The 19740-nt window shown below is 61.7% G+C and carries 19 protein-coding genes; 12 read left to right on the plus strand and 7 right to left on the minus strand.

Features of this window, described 5'->3' with window-relative positions; all coding sequences use genetic code 11:
• The first annotated feature begins 89 nt into the window (after nucleotides 1–89).
• From ACYU0X_RS07950 to ACYU0X_RS07960, 3 genes are all read left to right on the plus strand, one after another.
• Nucleotides 90–2195 (plus strand): catalase, encoded by a 2106-nt coding sequence (locus ACYU0X_RS07950; protein ID WP_461902686.1) that lies wholly within the window; start codon nucleotides 90–92, stop codon nucleotides 2193–2195.
• Between the two features lie 169 nt (nucleotides 2196–2364).
• Nucleotides 2365–2862 carry a transporter substrate-binding domain-containing protein gene (locus tag ACYU0X_RS07955; protein ID WP_461902687.1) on the plus strand — a complete coding sequence of 166 codons (498 nt, stop codon included), beginning with the start codon at nucleotides 2365–2367 and terminating at the stop codon, nucleotides 2860–2862.
• Complete coding sequence (locus tag ACYU0X_RS07960) at nucleotides 2859–3833, plus strand: cation diffusion facilitator family transporter (RefSeq protein WP_461902688.1); 975 nt, start codon at nucleotides 2859–2861, stop codon at nucleotides 3831–3833. Before ACYU0X_RS07955 ends, ACYU0X_RS07960 begins: the two co-directional genes overlap by 4 nt.
• A gap of 174 nt (nucleotides 3834–4007) precedes the next feature.
• Here ACYU0X_RS07960 and ACYU0X_RS07965 read toward each other — a convergent pair whose 3' ends face one another.
• The 4 genes from ACYU0X_RS07965 to ACYU0X_RS07980 form a co-directional block, all read right to left on the minus strand.
• Complete coding sequence (locus tag ACYU0X_RS07965) at nucleotides 4008–4421, minus strand: hypothetical protein (RefSeq protein ID WP_461902689.1); 414 nt, start codon at nucleotides 4419–4421, stop codon at nucleotides 4008–4010.
• 200 nt (nucleotides 4422–4621) lie between these two features.
• Nucleotides 4622–5221 carry a cysteine hydrolase family protein gene (locus ACYU0X_RS07970; RefSeq protein WP_461902690.1) on the minus strand — a complete coding sequence of 200 codons (600 nt, stop codon included), beginning with the start codon at nucleotides 5219–5221 and terminating at the stop codon, nucleotides 4622–4624.
• A 135-nt stretch (nucleotides 5222–5356) separates the two neighbouring features.
• Nucleotides 5357–5608: a hypothetical protein gene (locus tag ACYU0X_RS07975; RefSeq protein ID WP_461902691.1), complete on the minus strand. Its 252-nt coding sequence runs from the start codon at nucleotides 5606–5608 to the stop codon at nucleotides 5357–5359.
• A 105-nt stretch (nucleotides 5609–5713) separates the two neighbouring features.
• Nucleotides 5714–5983: a DUF7218 family protein gene (locus tag ACYU0X_RS07980; RefSeq protein WP_418909170.1), complete on the minus strand. Its 270-nt coding sequence runs from the start codon at nucleotides 5981–5983 to the stop codon at nucleotides 5714–5716.
• 328 nt (nucleotides 5984–6311) lie between these two features.
• On the opposite strand from ACYU0X_RS07980, the gene ACYU0X_RS07985 reads away from it, so the two are divergent.
• Nucleotides 6312–7391: a carboxylate-amine ligase gene (locus ACYU0X_RS07985; RefSeq protein WP_461902692.1), complete on the plus strand. Its 1080-nt coding sequence runs from the start codon at nucleotides 6312–6314 to the stop codon at nucleotides 7389–7391.
• A gap of 116 nt (nucleotides 7392–7507) precedes the next feature.
• Here the strand turns inward: ACYU0X_RS07985 and ACYU0X_RS07990 are convergent, their stop codons facing one another.
• Nucleotides 7508–8017, minus strand: a complete 510-nt coding sequence (locus ACYU0X_RS07990) for a Dps family protein (protein ID WP_309407394.1) — start codon at nucleotides 8015–8017, stop codon at nucleotides 7508–7510.
• Between the two features lie 724 nt (nucleotides 8018–8741).
• Here ACYU0X_RS07990 and ACYU0X_RS07995 point away from each other — a divergent pair.
• From ACYU0X_RS07995 to ACYU0X_RS08015, 5 genes are all read left to right on the plus strand, one after another.
• Nucleotides 8742–9182: a hypothetical protein gene (locus ACYU0X_RS07995; RefSeq protein WP_461902693.1), complete on the plus strand. Its 441-nt coding sequence runs from the start codon at nucleotides 8742–8744 to the stop codon at nucleotides 9180–9182.
• Between the two features lie 470 nt (nucleotides 9183–9652).
• Nucleotides 9653–10714 carry an acyl-CoA dehydrogenase gene (locus ACYU0X_RS08000; protein ID WP_461902694.1) on the plus strand — a complete coding sequence of 354 codons (1062 nt, stop codon included), beginning with the start codon at nucleotides 9653–9655 and terminating at the stop codon, nucleotides 10712–10714.
• Nucleotides 10708–12081 carry a PIG-L family deacetylase gene (locus tag ACYU0X_RS08005; protein ID WP_461902695.1) on the plus strand — a complete coding sequence of 458 codons (1374 nt, stop codon included), beginning with the start codon at nucleotides 10708–10710 and terminating at the stop codon, nucleotides 12079–12081. Before ACYU0X_RS08000 ends, ACYU0X_RS08005 begins: the two co-directional genes overlap by 7 nt.
• The gene (locus ACYU0X_RS08010) at nucleotides 12074–12808 is read left to right on the plus strand and encodes a glycosyltransferase family 2 protein (protein WP_461902696.1); all 735 of its coding nucleotides are present in this window, start codon (nucleotides 12074–12076) and stop codon (nucleotides 12806–12808) included. The genes ACYU0X_RS08005 and ACYU0X_RS08010 overlap by 8 nt, the downstream gene beginning before the upstream one ends.
• 92 nt (nucleotides 12809–12900) lie before the next feature.
• Complete coding sequence (locus ACYU0X_RS08015; protein ID WP_461902697.1) at nucleotides 12901–14001, plus strand: hypothetical protein; 1101 nt, start codon at nucleotides 12901–12903, stop codon at nucleotides 13999–14001.
• Nucleotides 14002–14084: 83 nt separating this feature from the next.
• Here ACYU0X_RS08015 and ACYU0X_RS08020 read toward each other — a convergent pair whose 3' ends face one another.
• On the minus strand, nucleotides 14085–15008 hold the full coding sequence (locus tag ACYU0X_RS08020) for an SDR family oxidoreductase (protein ID WP_461902698.1): 924 nt from the start codon (nucleotides 15006–15008) through the stop codon (nucleotides 14085–14087).
• Between the two features lie 352 nt (nucleotides 15009–15360).
• Between ACYU0X_RS08020 and ffh the strand changes: the two genes are divergently transcribed.
• From ffh to ACYU0X_RS08035, 3 genes are all read left to right on the plus strand, one after another.
• Nucleotides 15361–16926 (plus strand): signal recognition particle protein, encoded by a 1566-nt coding sequence (gene ffh / locus ACYU0X_RS08025; protein ID WP_309407384.1) that lies wholly within the window; start codon nucleotides 15361–15363, stop codon nucleotides 16924–16926.
• Nucleotides 16913–18139 (plus strand): hypothetical protein, encoded by a 1227-nt coding sequence (locus ACYU0X_RS08030; RefSeq protein ID WP_418909179.1) that lies wholly within the window; start codon nucleotides 16913–16915, stop codon nucleotides 18137–18139. Before ffh ends, ACYU0X_RS08030 begins: the two co-directional genes overlap by 14 nt.
• 266 nt (nucleotides 18140–18405) lie before the next feature.
• Nucleotides 18406–18636: a hypothetical protein gene (locus ACYU0X_RS08035; protein ID WP_418909180.1), complete on the plus strand. Its 231-nt coding sequence runs from the start codon at nucleotides 18406–18408 to the stop codon at nucleotides 18634–18636.
• A gap of 92 nt (nucleotides 18637–18728) precedes the next feature.
• Here ACYU0X_RS08035 and ACYU0X_RS08040 read toward each other — a convergent pair whose 3' ends face one another.
• Nucleotides 18729–19730 carry an ABC transporter substrate-binding protein gene (locus tag ACYU0X_RS08040; RefSeq protein ID WP_418909181.1) on the minus strand — a complete coding sequence of 334 codons (1002 nt, stop codon included), beginning with the start codon at nucleotides 19728–19730 and terminating at the stop codon, nucleotides 18729–18731.
• Nucleotides 19731–19740 lie beyond the last annotated feature (10 nt).

Raw genomic sequence — 19740 nt, forward strand, 5'->3', positions numbered from 1 at the left:
AGAATTATTGGGCGCGCTGGCTTCCGGTGCATTGATTACCTAGCGTGGCAGACATCCAGCACGTTTTGGATAAGAGCTAGGAGTGTGCATTGACCAACGAACCAGCCCAGCAATCTTCGCCGAACCAAACCCCTAAAATTTCCGGTCCGGGCCAGGACAGCGAGAGCCTAACGACGACCCAAGGCGCACCGGTTTACGACACCGATCATTCTCTGAAGGCCGGCGAGCGCGGCCCCACCTTGCTACAGGATCACCACCTGCGCGAGAAGATCATGCACTTTGATCATGAGCGTATTCCCGAGCGAGTGGTGCATGCGCGCGGAGCCGGCGCCCATGGTGTCTTCACCAGTTACGGCAACGCCGAAGAATTGTGCCGAGCCGACTTTCTGAAGCCCGGGCGGGCCACACCCGTTTTCGTTCGCTTCTCCACGGTGGTTGGATCACGCGGATCCATGGATACGGCCCGCGATACCCGCGGCTTTGCCACCAAGTTCTACACCGAAGAGGGCGTCTTCGACCTGGTGGGCAACAACATCCCGGTCTTCTTCATTCAGGACGGCATCAAATTCCCCGACGTGGTGCACGCGGTCAAACCACACCCGGATCTGGAGATCCCTCAGGCCCAGTCCGCCCACGACACCTTCTGGGATTTCGTCTCCCTGCACACACCGGCGCAGGCGCACACCATGTGGAATATGAGCGACCGCGGCATCCCGCGCTCCTACCGGATGATGGAGGGATTCGGTGTTCACACCTTCAGGTTGATCAACGCCGAAGGCCGGTCCTCCCTGGTGAAATTCCATTGGAAGCCTCGCCTCGGCGTGCACTCGCTCACCTGGGAAGAAGCCCAGCTCGCCGCGGGTGCCGACCCCGACTTCCACCGTCGTGACCTGGCCGAGGCCATCGATGCGGGGCAGTATCCAGAGTGGGAATTGGGGGTGCAGATCTTCCCGGACGATGGGACCGCCGTCTTCGAGGGGATCGACCTGCTCGACCCGACGAAGTTCGTCCCCGAAGAACTCGCCCCGGTACAGGCGCTGGGAAAGATGCAGCTGAACCGGAACCCCGAGAACTACTTCGCCCAGACCGAACAGGTTGCCTTCCACCCGGGCCACCTTGTCCCGGGCATCGACGTAACCGACGACCCGCTGCTGCAGGCCCGGCTTTTCTCGTACTTGGATACGCAGATCACCCGTCTTGGCGGGCCGAACTTTGCGCAGATTCCGATCAACCGGCCCCATTCGCCGGTCAACGACATGTTCCGCGACGGCTACCACCAACACAACGTGCCGCAGGGGATCGCACCCTATAAGCCCAACTCCATGGATGGTGGGTGCCCGTACCTGGCACAGGTCGCCTCCGGGGAGCACGCCCCGTTGGACTTCCCGCAGGAGTTGCCAGCCACGCAGAAACTGCGTAAGGAACCAGCGAGCTTCTCCGACCACTACAGCCAGGCGCGTCTGTTCTATCAAAGCATGACCGCCCACGAACGCGCCCACATTCAACAGGCGTATTCGTTCGAACTCGGCAAGTGCACCGATAACACCGTGCGACAGCGCCAAATCGACTGCCTGGCACAGATCGACGGGGAGCTGGCCGCCACGGTGGCAGGTGCACTGGGGCTTGAGGCACCGGCGGCAGCCGAAGAAACCTCAACCACCGAGACCAGCCCAGCCCTTTCGCAGATCGGTGGGACCTGGCCGGTCGATGGCCGGAAGGTCGGCATCGTGTTCAACCGCGGCAACGAGGATGGGCTGGAGCAGATCACCCAGGCGCTCGCCGATCGCGGCATGAGTCCGCTGTTGGTGTCCTCGCAGGGCGGGAAGACCGCAGCCGGCCAGGAAATCGATCGCACCTACCTCACCGCCCGATCCATCGAGTTTGACGCGCTCATCCTGATCGGCCCGTTGCCACCGGCGGGAGACTCCGTGGTTCCGCTCGACGCAAAGGCGGGGGCACCCTCGGCCGGTGCGGTCCCGCTGGATCCCCGCGTGTCCTTGCTGGTGAACGAGGTCTACCGGCACAGCAAGGCGATACTCTGCCTCGATGGGCAGTGCGATGGGTTGTTGGACGCCGCGGGCATTGTGGATGACGCGCCCGGGGTTGGAACCGTCGAGCTCCCCGCGGTAGGCGATTCGATGGAAGAGCTGTTGGCGTCGCACCGTGCCTGGGAGCGCTTCCCGGTCGCTGAGTAATAACGTCTAAGTCTCAGTGGGATGCGGCCGCCTTGCGGGGTCGCATCCCACAGTGATGCTGTGCATCCTGACAGTTCCCCGCGAGTGCTGGGTTCGTAGCACGCTGCTCAGTATGTTCAAAGCAACACAGAGTGGATGGGTAGTACTTCGAGTAACGGGAGGAATCTCAATGAGGTCGAAGAGAGTTCGGCGGCTGCGTGGTGTTGTGGCCCTAATCTGTGGCGGTTTGGCCTTGGCGCTCAGTGGGTGTGCCTCGTCGTTGCCGATGGATCCGGAAGGAACGCTGGATTCGGTACGCAACGACACCCTGCGCGTGGGTGTCACCCCACATGAGCAGCTCGTGAAGATCGACGGCGGTTCCTTGGGTGGCCGCGATGTGGAACTGAGCAAGGAGTTTGCCGCGCATCTTGGAGCTCAGCCGGAATTTGTGCTCGGCGGCGAGGAAAGCCTGGTGAAAAAGCTCGAGGAAAACGAGCTGGATCTCGTGGTCGGGGGAATCAGCAGTAAAACCCCGTGGTCGGAGAAGGTAGGGATCACCCGTCCCTATGCCGAGATCACCGACGAGAAGGGCAAGAAGGAAAAACTGGTGCTCTTGGTACCGCCGGGGGAGAACGCCTTCTTGAGCGAGCTGGAATATTTCCTCGACCAGACTCAGGAGATGCCATGATCCCCGAAGCCGGCACGCACTTACCGCGCGAACAACAACAGCAGATGCGCCGGGCCACCCGACTCGAGTGGGCCAGCATCGGATACGCCGCCTGCACGATCACCGCCGTGGCGCTGGTGGTCGGTAACTCGCAGGCCATGCGCACGGCTTGGGTGGAAGACATGCTGTCCGTGCTTCCACAGCTGGCCTTTCTCATCGCTTGTCTTGTGGTGCGTAAGCCACGGCGCCCAACCCATCCCTACGGCTATCACCGCAGCATGAGCGCCGGACACCTCGTCGCCGGCGTAGCCCTGCTCGCAGTGGGTGCGATGCTGGTCTACGAAGCGGTATCGAGTCTGGTCAAGGCCGAGCATCCCACCATCGGCACCATGAATCTTTTCGGCCACACCATCTGGCAAGGCTGGCTGATGATCACCGTCATGGTTGTGCTCTCGGTACCGGCGGTGATCCTCGGCCGGTTGAAGATCAAGGCGTCGAAGCCGCTGCACAACAAACTGCTACAGGCGGACGCGAAGATGGCCAAGGCCGACTGGCAGACCAACCTGGCATCGGTTATCGGTGTCGGAGGCATCGCCTTTGGTATCTGGTGGCTGGACGGTGCCGCGGCGTTGGTGATTTCCGCAGGCATCATTCAAGACGGATGGACGAACATGAAGTCGGCGATCGTGGACCTGCTAGATCGCCGATCCACCTCATACGATGGCACCGACCCGCACCCGTTGATCACCACGCTGGAAGCGCAGCTGAAGACCTATGGGTGGATCAAGGACTTCGCCATCCGTGCCCGCGAGCTGGGTCAGGTGATGCACATTGAAGCCTTCGTGGTGCCGATTCCCGGCGAGCTCACCGAGGAGCGGCTGCGTCAGGTTCGTGAGGAACTGGAGGAAACGGACTGGAAGGCCTATGACGTGGTCGTGGCGCCAGTAGACGAATTGCCAGGCTTCTTTCTCCAACCCCGGGAAGTGGCTTAGCCGTCCGCACCAGGTAGCACTCATCCTCGCTGGTGAGGCTGGGGACTCGCATCCCCAGCCTCTCACCGAACTCTCGTTGTGTGCTTGGTAGCGGTCGGTGACCCGGACTCTCTCGATGTAAGCGGGCGGTTTTGGCGCAGAGCGCCACGCCACCACGACGTGAGCTACCGTGCCCTACGAGAGCAGTTCCTCGTAGTCGGCGAGGGGAACGATATTCGCTGCCGCGGCCACAAGGTGCGCATCGCCCGCGATCAGGGCGTCGGCTTGTAGTGTGGCAACGGCGAGGTATTCGGCCAGCTTGGTGTCATCCCAGTCCAGCTGTAGCGCGAGCTTCCAGGCAGTCGCGCGCGATACTCGGTCACCGAGTAGCCGGATTTTGAGGCTCGCGATTCCTTCGAGCTCCTGCCGCGCTGTCTTCTCATCGAGCGTCCCCTGGCGGACCTGGCGATAGAGCAGCGAAAGCACGTGGCTACGCAGCACACTCGGGCCAACCAGGCGGTGCCGGGAAGCAATGTCGCGGTGATCGCGAACAATACGCAACGCCGTCATCGCATCGATGGCATAGCGCCGAGACTCAAGACCTGTCATGGCCCATACCCTTCTCTAGGGCACCGTTACTGTCAAGGAGGTCGTGGTCCGGGGCCGGGAACAGCTCCATCGCAGGACAGCCCAGAGTCGGAAACCCGTGCGGTTATGGCCCATTAGCAGGGCGTAGGTTGCGGCGGCCCAAGGATCATGAGTCGAACCGCCGTCGATGGCTACGGCTCGGCAACCAGCCCGCGCTGTCCCTAGCTTCGGGGTTCAAGGGCGTCGATTAGCGTCTGTGTGTCCAGTGAAGGCTGGCGGTGAAGGACCTCCAGTTGATGTAGCGTGCTTTGCTCGAAATCCGGGTCGGCGGAGGCGACCGCTTGCTTCGCGATCGCCACGCGGTAGTTCGCCGCAAATGCATCTCCGGCCGTGGAGGCCACGCAGGAGTCGGAGGCTACGCCAGCCAGAATGAGGGATCCGATCCGGTGGGCACGGAGCAGTTCATCGAGGTCGGTCTGCCAAAACGCGCTATCGCGATGTTTGATGATCTGCGGGCACTCACCGATGTGCAGTTCGGGCAAGTTACGGGTCTGTTCGGTTCCCTCGAAGAGGAAGCCTTGGTCGTCTTCCAACATGCTCAGTGTCCAGGTGGACTTATCGCGTTGGTGGATGGTGCGTACGTTGACAATCAGCAGTCCGTGATCCCGTGCGGCATCGATGAGTCGGTTGCATTCGTCGACCACCTGCCGGCGTTGTTGCGCCAACTCCGGTGCCTCGAAGAAGGCATTTTGCATATCGATCAGAATCAGGGCGGGCTGCCTAAAATACTCCGGTTTCCAGATTCTCAACGATATCCTCACCCTCGGTGCATTGGGGGATCGCCGTATAGCTCACGATCCCAAGGACTACTAGGACGGCACTGAGTACTCAGTGCCTACGGTGCGCCGCCGAGCCCCGCCGGCATCTACCGACGGGGCCCACGGTTATCTAGGTGCTCAGGCTCCAGCGTCGGTACCACCCTGCGGGTGGTCGAGCTTGCTGGGCCCTTTGAGTAGCCGATACAGCCCCCAGACCGCCATGAGGGCACCCCAGGCCACGCCGATCCACATGGGTGTCAGTGACGTGGCCGCGCTCTGCGAAATGAGCAGGAAGGTAAGGAAGAAACCGGCGACGACAATGCCGCCGATGAGCAACCACAGGCCGCGTCGTGGGCGGTGCGACGACTCCCGTGCATTTGGTGAGGTCATGTTCTGTGTCCTTCCTTCCGCCACGTGGCTTGGGGGCTGGGTCTGTGGTGGGTGGTGTCGGGTGCAGTAGGTGGTAGAAACTGCTTGTCCACCGCTAGCCACGTGCTAGCTGTTGCGGAGCATATCGATGAGCTCCTGCTTACGCTTATTCGAGTAGTTTTTCAGGCCAATTTCTTTGGCCCGAGACTTGAGTTCATCCACGGTCCAGTCTTCGTAGCTGCCGGATTTTCCACCGCGCTTGCCCACTTTCGATCGTCCGTCACGAGCCGCGGCGTTAGCGATGCGTGCCGACTTCTGCTTGGAGTTCCCCTCCTCGCGCAGCTCGTCGTACAGTTCTTCGTCCTTGATGCGGCTGGAGTCGTTCGTGCTTGCCATATTTTCACCTCTCGCCTGACCATACGTTGCTAGAAGCTTGCGCTCGTTAACGTACAGGCTAGGCAACCATGCTCGGGCGCGCTAGAACATTCAGGCATCTATAAGATACGGACCGACAGTAGGGAATGAGCAGGCAGTTTATATAGCACAAGTCGCCTCTAGTGGGTAGCGCTCGACCTCAAAGCACAGCATATTTCGGGAGCTTTCGGGGCAGAGTGGTCTTGTAGCGGCTTTCACCGGGTGAAACTCTGATGACATGGGTTTAGTGCCAGGGTGACCGCCCGCCACATGGACGTACCGGCCCTCGGCCGACAGAAGGGGGATTGCCATGAGCAGCTTCGGTATTGAAGAAGAATTTTTCATGTTGGATGCAGAGACTGGGCTGCCCGCCGAACCGGATCCGAACCCCTTCAAGGAATTGCTCGACGCGCAACGCGATGGGCAGGTGCAACATGAATTGTTGGCGTGCCAGCTCGAATATGCCAGCGCGATCTGTGAGGACAGAAATCAGGCCATCGAAGAACTCAGCAGTTTTCGTCGCGCCCTGGCGCAGCACGCCGAAGGATCCTCGATGATTGTCGCCGGGCTCGGCGCCGCTCCAATGATCGCGCAGAAGAGTTCAGCGGTGACCAATAATCAGCGTTATCGCGAAATCGACGCGTCAATGCCGGGAATCACCAACGAGCACTACATGTGCGGATTACATATACATGTCTCGATCCCGGATCGGACAGCCGGGGTCATCGCACTGAACTTTCTGCGGCCGTGGCTGCCGCTCTTGTGTGCGCTAGGTGCGAATTCGCCGCTGTGGCGTGGCATCGACAGCGGGTTTTCGTCATGGCGGAATATTCACTACCGAAAGTGGTCGGTGCAGGGGATCCCGCCAGTCTTTGCCGATGCAGCCGATTATGAGCGTCGCCTACAGACCCTTATCCAGACCGAGGCGGTTCCCGACCAAGGGCACATTGGGTGGTCGGTGCGGCTGTCGGAAAACCACCCGACCATCGAATTACGTGTGGCAGACTCGCAACTTCGCGCACACGATTCGGTACTCTTGGCCGTGCTGGCTCGTGCGCTGGTCGACACAGCGTTGCAATCAGGCAGCGACCTGCCGCAGTTCTTGCCCGAAGTACTGGATCTTGCCTTCTGGCAGGCGGCGAAGCATGGGCTGACCGGAAATCACATTAACCCCTGGGACGGTTGCACGGTCACTCCGCGAGATCTGATGTCCAAGCTACTGCGCACCTGTGAGACGGCGCTACGCGCCAGTGGGGACTACGACTTTGCGGTGCATTCGCTACGCAACATTCTGGAGGTCGGAAATGGTGCGGTGCGCCAACGAGAAGCCTTTGCACGGGGCTCGATCAGTCAGGTACTGGCCAATGCACACAGCGAGATGCGCATGTAAGTAGAACCGCTGGCCTGGGTCAGACAGGCAGCGTGGCCCCAGCCGACTAGGTGCGGATAAAACGGTGCGCAGGACCGAAGCAATGCTTCGGTCCTGCGCACTTGGGTTATGGCAGGTTAGGGCTTGCGCGTCTCGGCGCTAATGAACCAGGCCTGCTGTTCAAGGGCGGCGATGTACTCGTGCAGAATATCCGCAGTGGTTGGGTCCGCCTCGTCCACCGGATCATGCACCTCACGCATGACCCCGACGGTTGCTTCCAAGGCCTTGACGATGAGGTCCACGGCGTTGGTGGTCAGGATCTCCCCGTTGGAAGGCTGATCCAGTTCGGTGTACTTGGTGATGGTGGCGGCCAGGCCGTCCGGAGTCACGTGCATGGCACGCATACGTTCGGCAATCTCGTCGGATCCGCGGCGAGCGATGGCGACGATCTCATCGAGATTCTTATGAAGATCTCGGAAGTTGGGGCCCACGACATTCCAGTGGATCTGCTTGCCTACCAGCTGCAAGTCGAGCAGTTGAATCAGCACCGACTGCAACGAGTCGCGCAGGACTGCCGGGGCGACGAAGCCACCTTCAGCATTTTCTTTGCGGGTTTTGCTCGCCGGAGTGCTTTTCGTGTTCGACATGTTTTCTCCCTTGCAGTGAAGTTGAGATGACGGACGGTGGGTATTAAGAACGCACCGTCTGTTTCGGACGTTACTAGGGCTGTGCCGGGAGGGAAAACTAAAACCTAAATTCTCATGTGTTTCCAAGGTTCCCTCTAGGAGGAGCAAAGCGAGTGTCCATCGACGCGGGAAGGTGATACCTTCGCGCCAACGTCGGGCCTGCTGGTTGGTGCACGTGATGCGCGGGCATTCTGCCCCGAAATTTCGGCATTTTCCGGTATGCCGTTGATTTAGTGTTCCCGGTCAGCGAATCACAAGGCGCGCCCCGTAGCGTTGTCAGTACGGGCCGTAATTAATGGCGGTGCGGGCAAGGTGCCCGTGGCGTACGGGACAATGAAAAGCCTCATCCTGGCCTCTGTAATACGTCAATCCAAAGTTTTGAGCAGTTCTGATCGCTCAGTGGTATTGATGCAGACAAATTGATGATAAATTCTGCCGTCGTTATCGACAGTCGGCCACGGACGCTATCCATTCGTCTACAAGTCCTAGCTGACATGAAATTTTCTTAAACTCCGCAGGTTTATCGTTCCGTTATCTGGAGTTTCAGGATAAGTTGAAATAACACTCTGCTTGCCTATTCCGGATTTCGGATTGGTGCAATAGCGCCAATTGAAGATCCAAAGGTGGTGCAGCGTGACTCATGGGGAGTACTCGGACAGTTACGTAGAAAGTGGAGGTTTCAAAAGTGCCAGGACGCATCGTTCGATCCAGGACCGCCGATCTAGTGGCCGAGGTACTCGGATCACGGGAAGGTCGGGAACACCTGAGCCAATATGGCTGGGTGCAGGGGATGCCCATTGTCATCGCGACGCCCAAGGAGCTGTTGAGCGACACCATGGGATTGGCATCCGTGCATGGGCGGGCAGTGCTTATCGCACTGCTCAATGAGGACAACGGCGAACTAAATTTCATGCACGTGTCCGTTCCAAATGCCGGGCTAGCAGTTGTTGAGGCCCATGCTGCAGACGCGACAATCCAGTCGCTGTTCGAGCAGGTGGCACACGACGGCGTTGCTACCTTCCGCGTGGAGTATTGGCAGCACAGCGCGGTCGCCCACTGGATCCCGGTGTTCGCATCGGGCGATAGTGGACGGGCGAGTAAGAAGAAGACGCCGCTCCTGTCGTAGCGGACGTTGCTTCCCAACGCGTGGTGCTCTCAATCCACGCGTCACTTATCCAGTATTCGTTTTCAGGGATAGCTGAAGCTATTGATGAACACCGGAGCCACCGGGGCAATCTCCAGTAGCTATCCACTCACCGGCGGCTAGCGCCCGGGTAGAAAGCGAACAGACGGGGATCGTTCCACCGGCTCGATCCCCGGTTCGGAGGGCACCCGACAGTGGGGTGCCCTCCTGTCTGTTAGCAGACCCGCACGCCCGCGGGCTGTGCCTGTCGTCTTCAAGCACAGCTGTTAGATCTGTTGGGCACACCGCGATGTGCTGGCCAGCCGCCGCGTTGCACTGCCCTAACCAGATCATTTCTGCGGCCTTTTGCGAAAAGGCAAACACACTAGTCAGCGTATTCTCAGGTGCTTAACAGTATTGGGGCGACCTGATTGCGAGTTCTTTAGACTGAGCCAAAGTTCAGGAGGAATTCAATGGATCATCGGGCAGTGACATTCAGCAAGCCCACCACCGTTCCGGACCCGCCGACCGAAACCACGTGGTGGCCGGGCGCCGACGCCGTTCTCGAAGCGGCCACGCAGAGTGATGGCAGTCCCGAGCCGATGCTACGGGCCTTGGCGGCAGACATCATGGATCCTCCCGTTCCGGGAACGGGCCAGACCCGCAGATTGTGGGAGATGCTGGCGACCGTTGCAGCCATCGACTTGGTGGCGGCTCGAACCTTGGAGCCGCATCTGGACGCCGCCGCTATTCTGCGCCAAGCCGACCTGCCTTGGCAGCCGGGAAGGACGTGGGGTGTGTACGCGGCCGAGGGCCCGAATATGAAACTTGAGGCGAAGCCCGCAACTCGTGGTTTCTGGACTCTGCATGGGGTCAAACCGTGGTGTTCCTTGGCCGAACGCGTTTCTCACGCGCTGATCACCGCGCACACCGCGCAGGGGCGTCGATTGTTTGCGGTGCCGATGTACGGCCTGGGTGTCAGCGTGCTTCCCTCGCGGTGGGTCAGTCGCGGTATGGCGCAACTCCCCAGTGGTTCGGTGCAATTCGACGGGGCGTGCGCCACCCCGGTGGGCGAAACGGGATGGTATCTCGAGCGTGAGGGCTTTGCTGTCGGTGGAGTCGGGGTCGCCGCCTGCTGGTTCGGGGGAGCCGTGGGTGTGTTGCGGCACCTGATTGACAGCGCCCGGCGACGGGAACCGGACCAGCTGGCTTTGGCGTGGATCGGTGAGGCCGACCGGCTCATGTGTAGCGCCGCCGAACTCTTAGGTCAGGCCGCGCTACGAGCCGACGAGGGTTCACTGGACTCACTCACGGCCGCCCGGGTCCGCGGCCATGTGGCCTCGGTGTGTCAACGACTGTTGCGGATTAGCGCCGAGGCCACCGGCCCCGGTCCGTTGGCCACTGATGAAGCGCATGCCCGGCGCGTCGCCGACTTGGGCATCTACCTTCGCCAACACCACGCCGCCCGTGATGACGCGGCTCTCGGACGCATGGTGCTTACCGACCGGGCCACTCAAGGTGCGTTTTCATGGTGAGCTTCAGCCATCGTGACACCGGAACCGCCGCGCAACTTTGGGCGCAGCACGGCCTGGAAGAGTTGCCGCCGATCGACCTCGCCCGAGTCTTCGACGGAGCCACACGCTTGCTCGTGGTGGCAGCCCACCCCGATGATGAGACCCTGGGCGCCGGCGGACTCATCCACCGCGCGCTGGGCATGGGCCTCGAGGTGACCGTCGTCGTGTGCACCATGGGCGAGGGCTCGCACCCGGACTCGACGACGCACACCCCACAAGAGCTAGCAACCCTGCGCGAAGCCGAACTGCGCGCGGCCATGCAGGCGCTAGGTCAGAGAGTCGACGGGCACGGCAACTTGCACCTGCGCTGTCCCGGCCTGCCCGATGGACAGCTGGCATCCCATGAAGCAGAGCTTGAAACCCTGCTCGGTGAACTCATCGGCCAAGGTTCATGCGTGGTGGCCAGCACCTACCGCGAGGATGGACACACCGACCACGAGGTGCTCGGCCGACTGGTAGCCCGCCAAGCGGCCCAGGCGTCGGTGACCCACCTAGAATTCCCCATCTGGTACTGGCATTGGGCGCACCCGGAAAACGACAAACGTTGGACCCATTGGCACCGGCTCGAATTGACCCAGGCCGACCACGAGGCCAAAGAATCCGCGCTCGCCGCCCACCAGAGTCAAGTCCAACCGCTCTCGGAGCTACCAGGCGACGAAGTGCTGCTCGATCGGCACGTTCTCGAGCATTTTCACCGTGCGCAGGAAACCTTCCGCGTCACCTGGCTGGGCGAGAAGGACGCCGCCGTCGCCGCACAGGTTTTCGAAGACCTCTATGTTCAGCGCGGTGACCCGTGGGATTACCGCAATAGCCGCTACGAGCAACGCAAACAAGACATTGTGCTCGCCTCGCTACCGCGCGCCCGCTACGGCGCCGTCCTGGAGCTAGGTTGCTCCATCGGGCTGCAGACCGCCGAATTGGCTGCGCGCAGCGACCGGCTGGTCGGCGTGGATGCTAGCGCCACCGCCTTGGCCCAAGCCCGAGCCCAGGTTGCGGACCTAGCGCACGTAACCCTTGTGCAAGCGACGTTACCCGGGCAATGGCCACCGCTCGAGCCCGGCTCAATAGATCTGGTGGTACTGAGCGAAATCGGGTACTTCCTAGCCGCCGACGAACTAGCCCAAACCCTACGGCACAGCGCCGAGGTCTTGCGGCCCGGAGGCGAACTTCTTCTCTGCCATTGGCTGCACCCCATCGAAGGGTGGCCGCTAGATGGGCAGGCCGTGCACCGGATGGCCCAGGCCCTAGACTGGCCGCGGCTACTCCAGCACCGGGAACAGGACTTCCTGCTGGAGGTTTTCCAGAAACCCGGGGGTGAACGTGCGTAACCCCCTAGAAGCCATGGTCATTGTCATCCCGGCACATAACGAAGATGAACTCATCGGAGGCTGTCTACGTTCGGTGCGAACCGCCATGGACCACTTCACCGCCCAACACCCACGGGTCACCATCGGCGCCACCTTTGTCCTTGATAGCTGTACGGATCAAACCTCCCGGATCCTGCAAGACCAGATGCTAGATGACCCGCGACTATCCATGCTTGAAGTGCGGCATGGCAATGTCGGGGCCAGCCGGGCCGCCGGGGTACGCTTCGCACTCCAAGGACTCGGTCAACGCACGCACCTTCAATCGGTGTGGCTGGCCTGCACGGATGCCGATACGCGGGTGCCGGTGCACTGGCTAACGGCCATGGCCGGGCGGAGGGCGGCCGGAGCCGACGCCGTGGCCGGAACGGTGCAACCCGACAGGCAGGAACTGGACGCCGAACTCTACCGGCTGTGGCGCGCCGCCTACCGACCGGTGGATGGCCACCACCATATCCACGGAGCCAACTTGGGGGTCAGCGCGGCGGCCTATGAGGCCGTCGGAGGCTTTCCGCCCTTAGCGGCACGTGAAGACGTGGCACTCGTGGCGGCCCTGCGGACGGCCGGTTACCGCATCGACGCCTCCGCGCAGTTGCAGGCCATTACATCCGAACGCCTGCGCGGCCGCTTGCGGGAAGGCTTCGCCGACTACCTGGCGGCCCTCGACGGGCAGGGGGCGCGCATCGACTAATCAGCGAGCCAGATGCCCAAGGGCAGGATCCGCCGTCCCACCCGGACGATGCGCCGACCATGCCACCGACACCCTAGAACCCGAGGTGCTTGATGAACGAACCAGATCTTCCCACCCGATCGGTGGGCCTGCTGGCAGACCCCGGCATTGCGCAGTCGCTGGCCGACCGGGTCGTCGAACGCCTAGAGGAAAAGCTCAACGAGACCCACCTCGATCACGCCCGATGGAGAGTCACCGTCGACTCGGTGACCCTCCCGATGAACGACTCCGGCGAGGTCATCCTCAATAAACACGTATCGGATATGCGCGAGAAGTTCGGCTGGGAATTCGTCATCTACCTGACCGACGTGCCCCAGTACGAACAGGGCCGCCCGGTGCGCTCGATTATCAATACGAGGTTCGCAGCGGCCACCGTGGTCCTGCCCAGCCTCGGGCCCCCGCGACGCCGCTCGGTGATCAAAGCCTTTATGGAAGTTCTCTCCGAACTCAACGGACGCCCGAAGCCCGGGCCCGAACCCACCCCGCTGGGCAAAGCCCTGAGCGTCAAGGGGCGACTGGACGACGCCAACGATGCCGGCGATCACTGCGACAGCATTGAAGGCTTGCGCGGACGCATCTGGCTCGTGATGGGAATGATCCTCGTCAACCGTCCCTGGCGGCTGGTGCCTCGGCTTTCCTCGGCGCTCGCCGGTGCGGCGGCCACCGGAGCCTTTGGTGTGTTTTATACGAGTATCTGGTCCATGGCGGACTATCTCAGCTCGTGGCGCCTGGCACTGATCACGGTCTTGAGCATCTTGGTGCTCAGTACCTGGTTGCTGTTCCATAACCAGTTATGGGAAAAGCCCACGGGCGCGCGGCGTAAGGAAAAACTGTTGCTATATAACCTGGCGACGGTGTTCACCGTGGTGTTGGCGGCAGCAGCCATGTATGCCGTGCTGTTTATCGCGCTACTACTGGGTTCACTGGTCATCATCGATCAGGCGTTCCTGTCCTTCGAACTCAACCACGAGGCGACGATCCGCGAGTACTTGAACCTGGCATGGCTGGCCGCCTCGCTGGGTACGCTCGGCGGTGCCATCGGCTCGAGCTTCGATGAAGTGCAGTCCGTGCAACGTGCGACCTTCAGCCAACGGGAGTATGAACGGCGGAACCTCGAGCTCGATTCCTCGGACGGCGACTTGCGGGACTGTTAGCCGACACGGTGCGTGATAGCCCTGAGACAGGGCAAGGGCACCAGCAATCCGGACGGATCGCTGGTGCCCTTGGCTCGTGGCGGTTATGGGGTGGCTTTGCCGCCATTGACGTTGAGCGTCTCGCCGATCACATAGCTGGACTCGGCCGAGGCCAGGAACACGTAGGCCGGGGCCAGTTCCACCGGTTGTCCGGCACGGCCCAACGGCACGTTGTGCCCGAATTTCGGTAGCTTTTCCTTCGGCTGGCCATCCGAGACCTGCAGTGGCGTCCAGATTGGGCCCGGGGCCACCGCGTTCACGCGAATACCCCGAGGTGCCAGTTGCACGGCCAGACCCTTGGTGAAGGCGTTGATCGCGGCCTTGGTTGAGGCGTAATCCAACAAGGTGGGGGAAGGCTCGTAGGCTTGAACCGAGGTGGTGTTGATGATGCTTGCGCCCTGAGGTAGATGCTTCAAGGCGGCGCGGGTGATGGCGAACATGGCCAGGATATTCACTTGGAAGGTTTCAATCACCTGCTGGTCGCTGAGGTCTTCGAGCCGTTCGATGGCGATTTGCTTGCCGGCGTTGTTCACCAGGATGTCGAGACCACCGAGCTGACGGGCCGCCTCATCGGCCAGCGCGTTGCGGTACTCCACCTCGAGCAAATCTCCGGGCAGGGCTACCGCTTGGCGCCCCTCGGCCTCGATGGCGCGCAGGATCTTGCGGGCGTCCTCTTCCTCGGCCGGAAGATAGGCGATGGCCACATCGGCCCCTTCGCGGGCGAAGGCAATGGCCACGGCGGCACCGATGCCCGAGTCGCCACCGGTGATCAGCGCCTTGCGTCCCTTCAGGCGTCCGGTGCCTTGGTAGCTATCCTCGCCGTGATCCGCCTGCGGTTCGAGTTTGGCGTCGAGGCCCGGTTCGGGCTGGTCCTGCTTAGGTGGCTCGATCTTGGGGTATCGGGTGACCGGGTTATCGAGCGCCATCTGGGTCTCATCGTGTGGGGAAGTGTGCTCGGGTGTCGTCATCTGAATTCCTCCTCCGTGTGCAGGGTGCTGCTCGGATCTCTCACGCTAGGTCAGTGCACAGTGGCTCTCAACAGGTTCCCGGGACTCACGGGTAACGTTCGGGAAACGTCAACGTTCTGAAAAGTCCGTGGCACGCGTGAGTGGCCGCTGGTCTGCGCCTATAGGGTGTTTGGTGCTGGCGCCCGGCGGTGCTGATCGGCGGATCGAGGCGGCCGATAGCAGAGTGAGAAAGATATTTGGCACAGCAACGCGGGTTCGATTAGTTGCTGGGCCGATTGTTGATATTCTTGTAAGTCGAGTCCTGTGCGTTTTCATGCGCGCCCACAGACCTATCGAAAGAAGTGCCCGGCACGTGTTCAATTCACTTTCCGATCGCCTGACAGCTACCTTCAAGAACCTGCGAGGCAAGGGTAAGCTCACCGAGGCCGATATCGACGGTACGGTACGCGAAATCCGCCGCGCTCTGCTGGACGCCGACGTGGCCGTACCCGTGGTGCGCGCCTTCGTGGCCCAGATCAAGGAGCGCGCCCTCGGCGCCGAGGTCTCCGAGTCGCTGAACCCGGGACAGCAGGTCGTGAAGATCGTCAACGAGGAGCTCAAGGCCATCCTCGGCGGCGAAACCCGTCGCATCAACCTGGCTAAGAACCCTCCAACGGTGATCATGCTCGCCGGTCTGCAGGGTGCCGGTAAGACGACGCTGGCCGGTAAGCTCGCCAAGCACCTCAAGTCCGAGGGGCACACCCCGATGCTGGTGGCCTGTGACTTGCAGCGCCCGAACGCGGTCAAGCAGTTGCAGATCAACGGTGAGCGAGCCGGCGTGCCGGTTTACGCCCCGCACCCGGGAGTATCCTCGGAGTTCGACGCCGTAACCGGTGACCCGGTGGCGGTGGCCCGCGACGGTGTGGCCGAGGCCAAGGCCAAGCTGCATGACGTGGTGATCGTCGATACCGCCGGACGACTCGGCGTGGACGCCGAAATGATGGAGCAGGCCGCAAATATTCGCGCCGCCATCAACCCGGATGAAGTGCTGTTCGTCATCGATGCGATGATCGGTCAGGACGCGGTCAACACCGCCCAGGCCTTCCACGAGGGCGTGGACTTCACCGGCGTGGTGCTGTCCAAGCTCGATGGTGACGCCCGTGGTGGTGCCGCCCTGTCGGTCGCCTCGGTCACCGGCAAGCCGGTGATGTTCGCCTCCACCGGTGAAAACCTGGACGACTTTGAGATCTTCCACCCGGATCGCATGGCCAGCCGCATCCTGGACATGGGCGACGTGCTCACCCTGATCGAGCAGGCCGAGAAGAACTGGGATAAGGGCGAAGCCGAGCGGATGGCGAAGAAGTTCGCCGACCAGGAAGACTTCACGCTGGACGACTTCCTCGCCCAGATGGCCCAGATCAAGAAGATGGGCTCGATGAAGAAGCTGCTGGGCATGATGCCCGGTGCGCAGATTTCGCGTCAGCAGCTTGAACAGTTTGACGAGCGCCAGATCGACCGTGTTGAGGCGATCGTTCGTTCGATGACTCCGCATGAGCGTGTGGCACCGAAGATCATCAATGGTTCGCGCCGTGCCCGTATTGCTAAGGGTTCGGGCGTCTCGGTCTCCGAGGTGAACCAGATGCTTGAGCGCTTCACCGAGGCGCAGAAGATGATGAAGAAGATGGCCGCCGGTGGCGGTATTCCGGGGATGCCCGGTGCCGGCAAGGGTGCGGCTCGCAAGGCCAAGGGTAAGGCCAAGGGCAAGAAGCAGAAGTACGGTAATCCGGCCAAGGCCGCCCAGGCCGAGCTCGAGGCCAAAACCAAGAAGGCTAACGCCCCCAGCGGGTCGGCCTTCGGGGCAGGGAACGTGCCGGAGGATTTCGATGCGTCGAGCCTGAACCTACCGGCGGGCTTCGAGAAGTATCTTGGCAATAAGTAGCCACCCAGATGTACAGGGCGGCGACCAGCCTGAATCGCTGGTTGCCGCCCTGACGCTTATCTTCCAGGACACCTCCGCGCAGGAGGCCGAGCAGGCCGTGCGATCCGTGCTGGCGCAGCGCGAGGTCATTGCGCTGGTCTCCCGCCCGGTGCCATGGAATGGCTTGGTCATCGTGGAAGTCGGTATCGCGGTGAACGCCGAAGGGCTGATCTTGTTGACCACGGCCGAAGGCAACGTCCGGCTCGGACAACAGGTGGAGGACTTCGCCCTCGCCCTGAAACTTGGCACCGGTGCCCTGTACGTGGATCAAGATGACCTCGAGGCGCAAAGCGGCGAACCCATTGCCGATCCGCGGCTCGAGGCCACGCCCTCCGGGCGTACCGTGCTGACCGGCAAGCTCAACGAGGCCGACATGCTCATACTTGCCTCTGCGACAAAAGCCACCTGGCACCTGCTGGAGTCAGGGGAGTCGGAGGGCTCGGCGCTGGCGGTGTGCGATGAGTTCATGCCCGACGACGGGCCCGGAGCTGATCAGTATCCGGCCATTATGTTCAGTCGCTCCGGTGCACGGTATGTGGCGAGTTTTTGGTTCTCCAAGCAGTCCAAGAAGCTCCTCGGGGCACCGGCGTGGGTACATATCTGGCCGGTCATGGCTAGTGCCGCGATCCAGCCCGAGCCTGGGACCGAGGCCTTGCGTGAACTTCAGGCACTGGAAAGCCACTATGTTTCGGTGGATGTCGAAGGCTTGGAAGAGCTAAGCGGCGTCGGTGTCACATCCGAACACATTGAGGTACTCAAACGCGTGTTGCCCGGCTTCGGAAGTCAGCAGGCGGTGGAACAGGTTCTGGCCGGTTTCGGCTACCGGAGTGAAGCGGCCGAGTTGTTGGAACAGTCTGGAGCGCCCACGGGCTCCGTAGCCATCCAATCGGTGGGCTTCGCGAAGGCACTAGGCCGAGCCACCGCGACCGAAATGCGCAAGAGCAGCGCGACACCGAGCTTCTTCAACACAATGTCGTGGAGGCCCGGCCTGCAATTGCTCTGGGGCTTGCTCGAGGCAGCGATCTTCACGTTCGTGCTCGTGGGCATCGATTGGCAACAGCTGTGGCTTCCGGCGTGGTTGCTCATCACTATTCTGGTCCTCGGCTACCTGGACGCACTAACCAATGTCGTGATTGCCGTTGTGCGCGGCGTTAGACGAAGGCGACGAGCCTAGGCGCGCCAACGACCACGCCGTAGCCGGCCGAGCCAGTGCGACAGATCCCGTGAATGGTTGCTGACGACTTGCCGACCGTAGTACACGTTCGCAGATTGTGCCTAAAGGTGCGTCCCGAACTCTTCAATCGGGTACTCTGCAGGGCACCCAGCAGATCGGTGCCTATGCGCTTTAGAAGTACTTAGGGCACTGGTCTGGGCCTCACGAACGCTCCGTATTCCTAGGACAGTCGCCCGCTTCCACCATCGATCGAGATTGCATATTCGATGCACCGTCACGAGGCGGAGTGTGCTCGCGCCACCGGGGTGGCGGTGGCCGTAGCCATGATTGTCGGTGGCGTCGTCACCATCACCTGGGAGGTGCAGGGTCTCTCCGAGCAGATCAACGCCATCATCATTTCCCTGCCGATCACGCTGGTAGTGCTCGTGGTGCTCTCGCTACTGACCCAGCCGCGAAGTCCTCGCGTTGAGGGCGACACCCGCGCTTCCTTGCGATAGGGAGCCGAACTCACCATCGGATGACAAGGGCCAGTGGGCCGGGACTGATCTCCCGGCGCACTGGCCTCTTGGTATGATGCGGCTCGCAGACCTTACGGCAGCTGCGGGTCGACCCCGAAGTGCTCGGCGACCTGAGTGATCACTTCGCCAGCACCCTGGAGGGATACCGAGGAGAGGAAGATCGAGTCATCCACGGTGACAACCTCGCCGGTGAGCTTCTTCCATAGCGGGTTCGAGGTGAACTTCTTCTCCTGGTCCCGGGAGGCGTCACCTTCGGCACCTTCAGGCGCCCAGGTGGACTGGAAAATCACCTTGGCGTCGGCCTTCAGGATCTCTTCGGGGGACAGCGGTACGAAGATCGACTCGGTGGTATCCGGGGCGTCCTTGGGGCGCGGAATGCCCATATCGGTCATGATTTCACCGATGAACGAATCGGTGGCGTACAGGCGTGCGGTGTCCTCACCGGCAAAGCGAATCAGCGAGTAGGTGGCCTCCGGATCCTTCGCGAGGATTTCCTTACCCACGGCTGCGGCGCGTGCCTCATAGTCGGCGACGGCCTTCTTGGCCTCTTCCTGCTTGCCGATGGCCTCGCCAAGCAGCACCACGTTTTCCTTCCAGGTCGGTCCGGTGGACTCGGAGAAAACGGTGGGGGCAATCTTCTGCAACTGCTCGTACATCTCGCCCTGGCGCACATCGGCGGAGATGATCAGATCTGGTTCGGCGGCCAGCAACTTTTCGAGGTCCGGTTCGGCGATGGTGCCCACGTTGACGGCATCGGCGGTCAGTGCGCTGACATCACCTAGGTACTCGGGGAATGGATTACTGGACTTGCGGTATTCGGTGTAGGCCACAAGTTCGGCATCCAGAAGCAGGGTGGCATCCACGTAGGAGGGGTCCAGCGCTGCAATGCGGACCGGGCGCTCGGCAATTTCGGTGCTGCCGCGGAAGTGCTTGACGGTGCGCGGGAAGCCCTCGGCCTCGCCGGTCGCCGGGGCTTCGCTGCTTTCCGGGCTCGTCGAGCCGCCGCAGGAGGTCAGTGCCAGGGCCGCGGCAGCCAGTGCCGCGGTCAGGCCGCGTCGAAGGTTAGTTGGCATGCGAGTGCCT

The organism is Glutamicibacter sp. X7, from assembly GCF_054889245.1.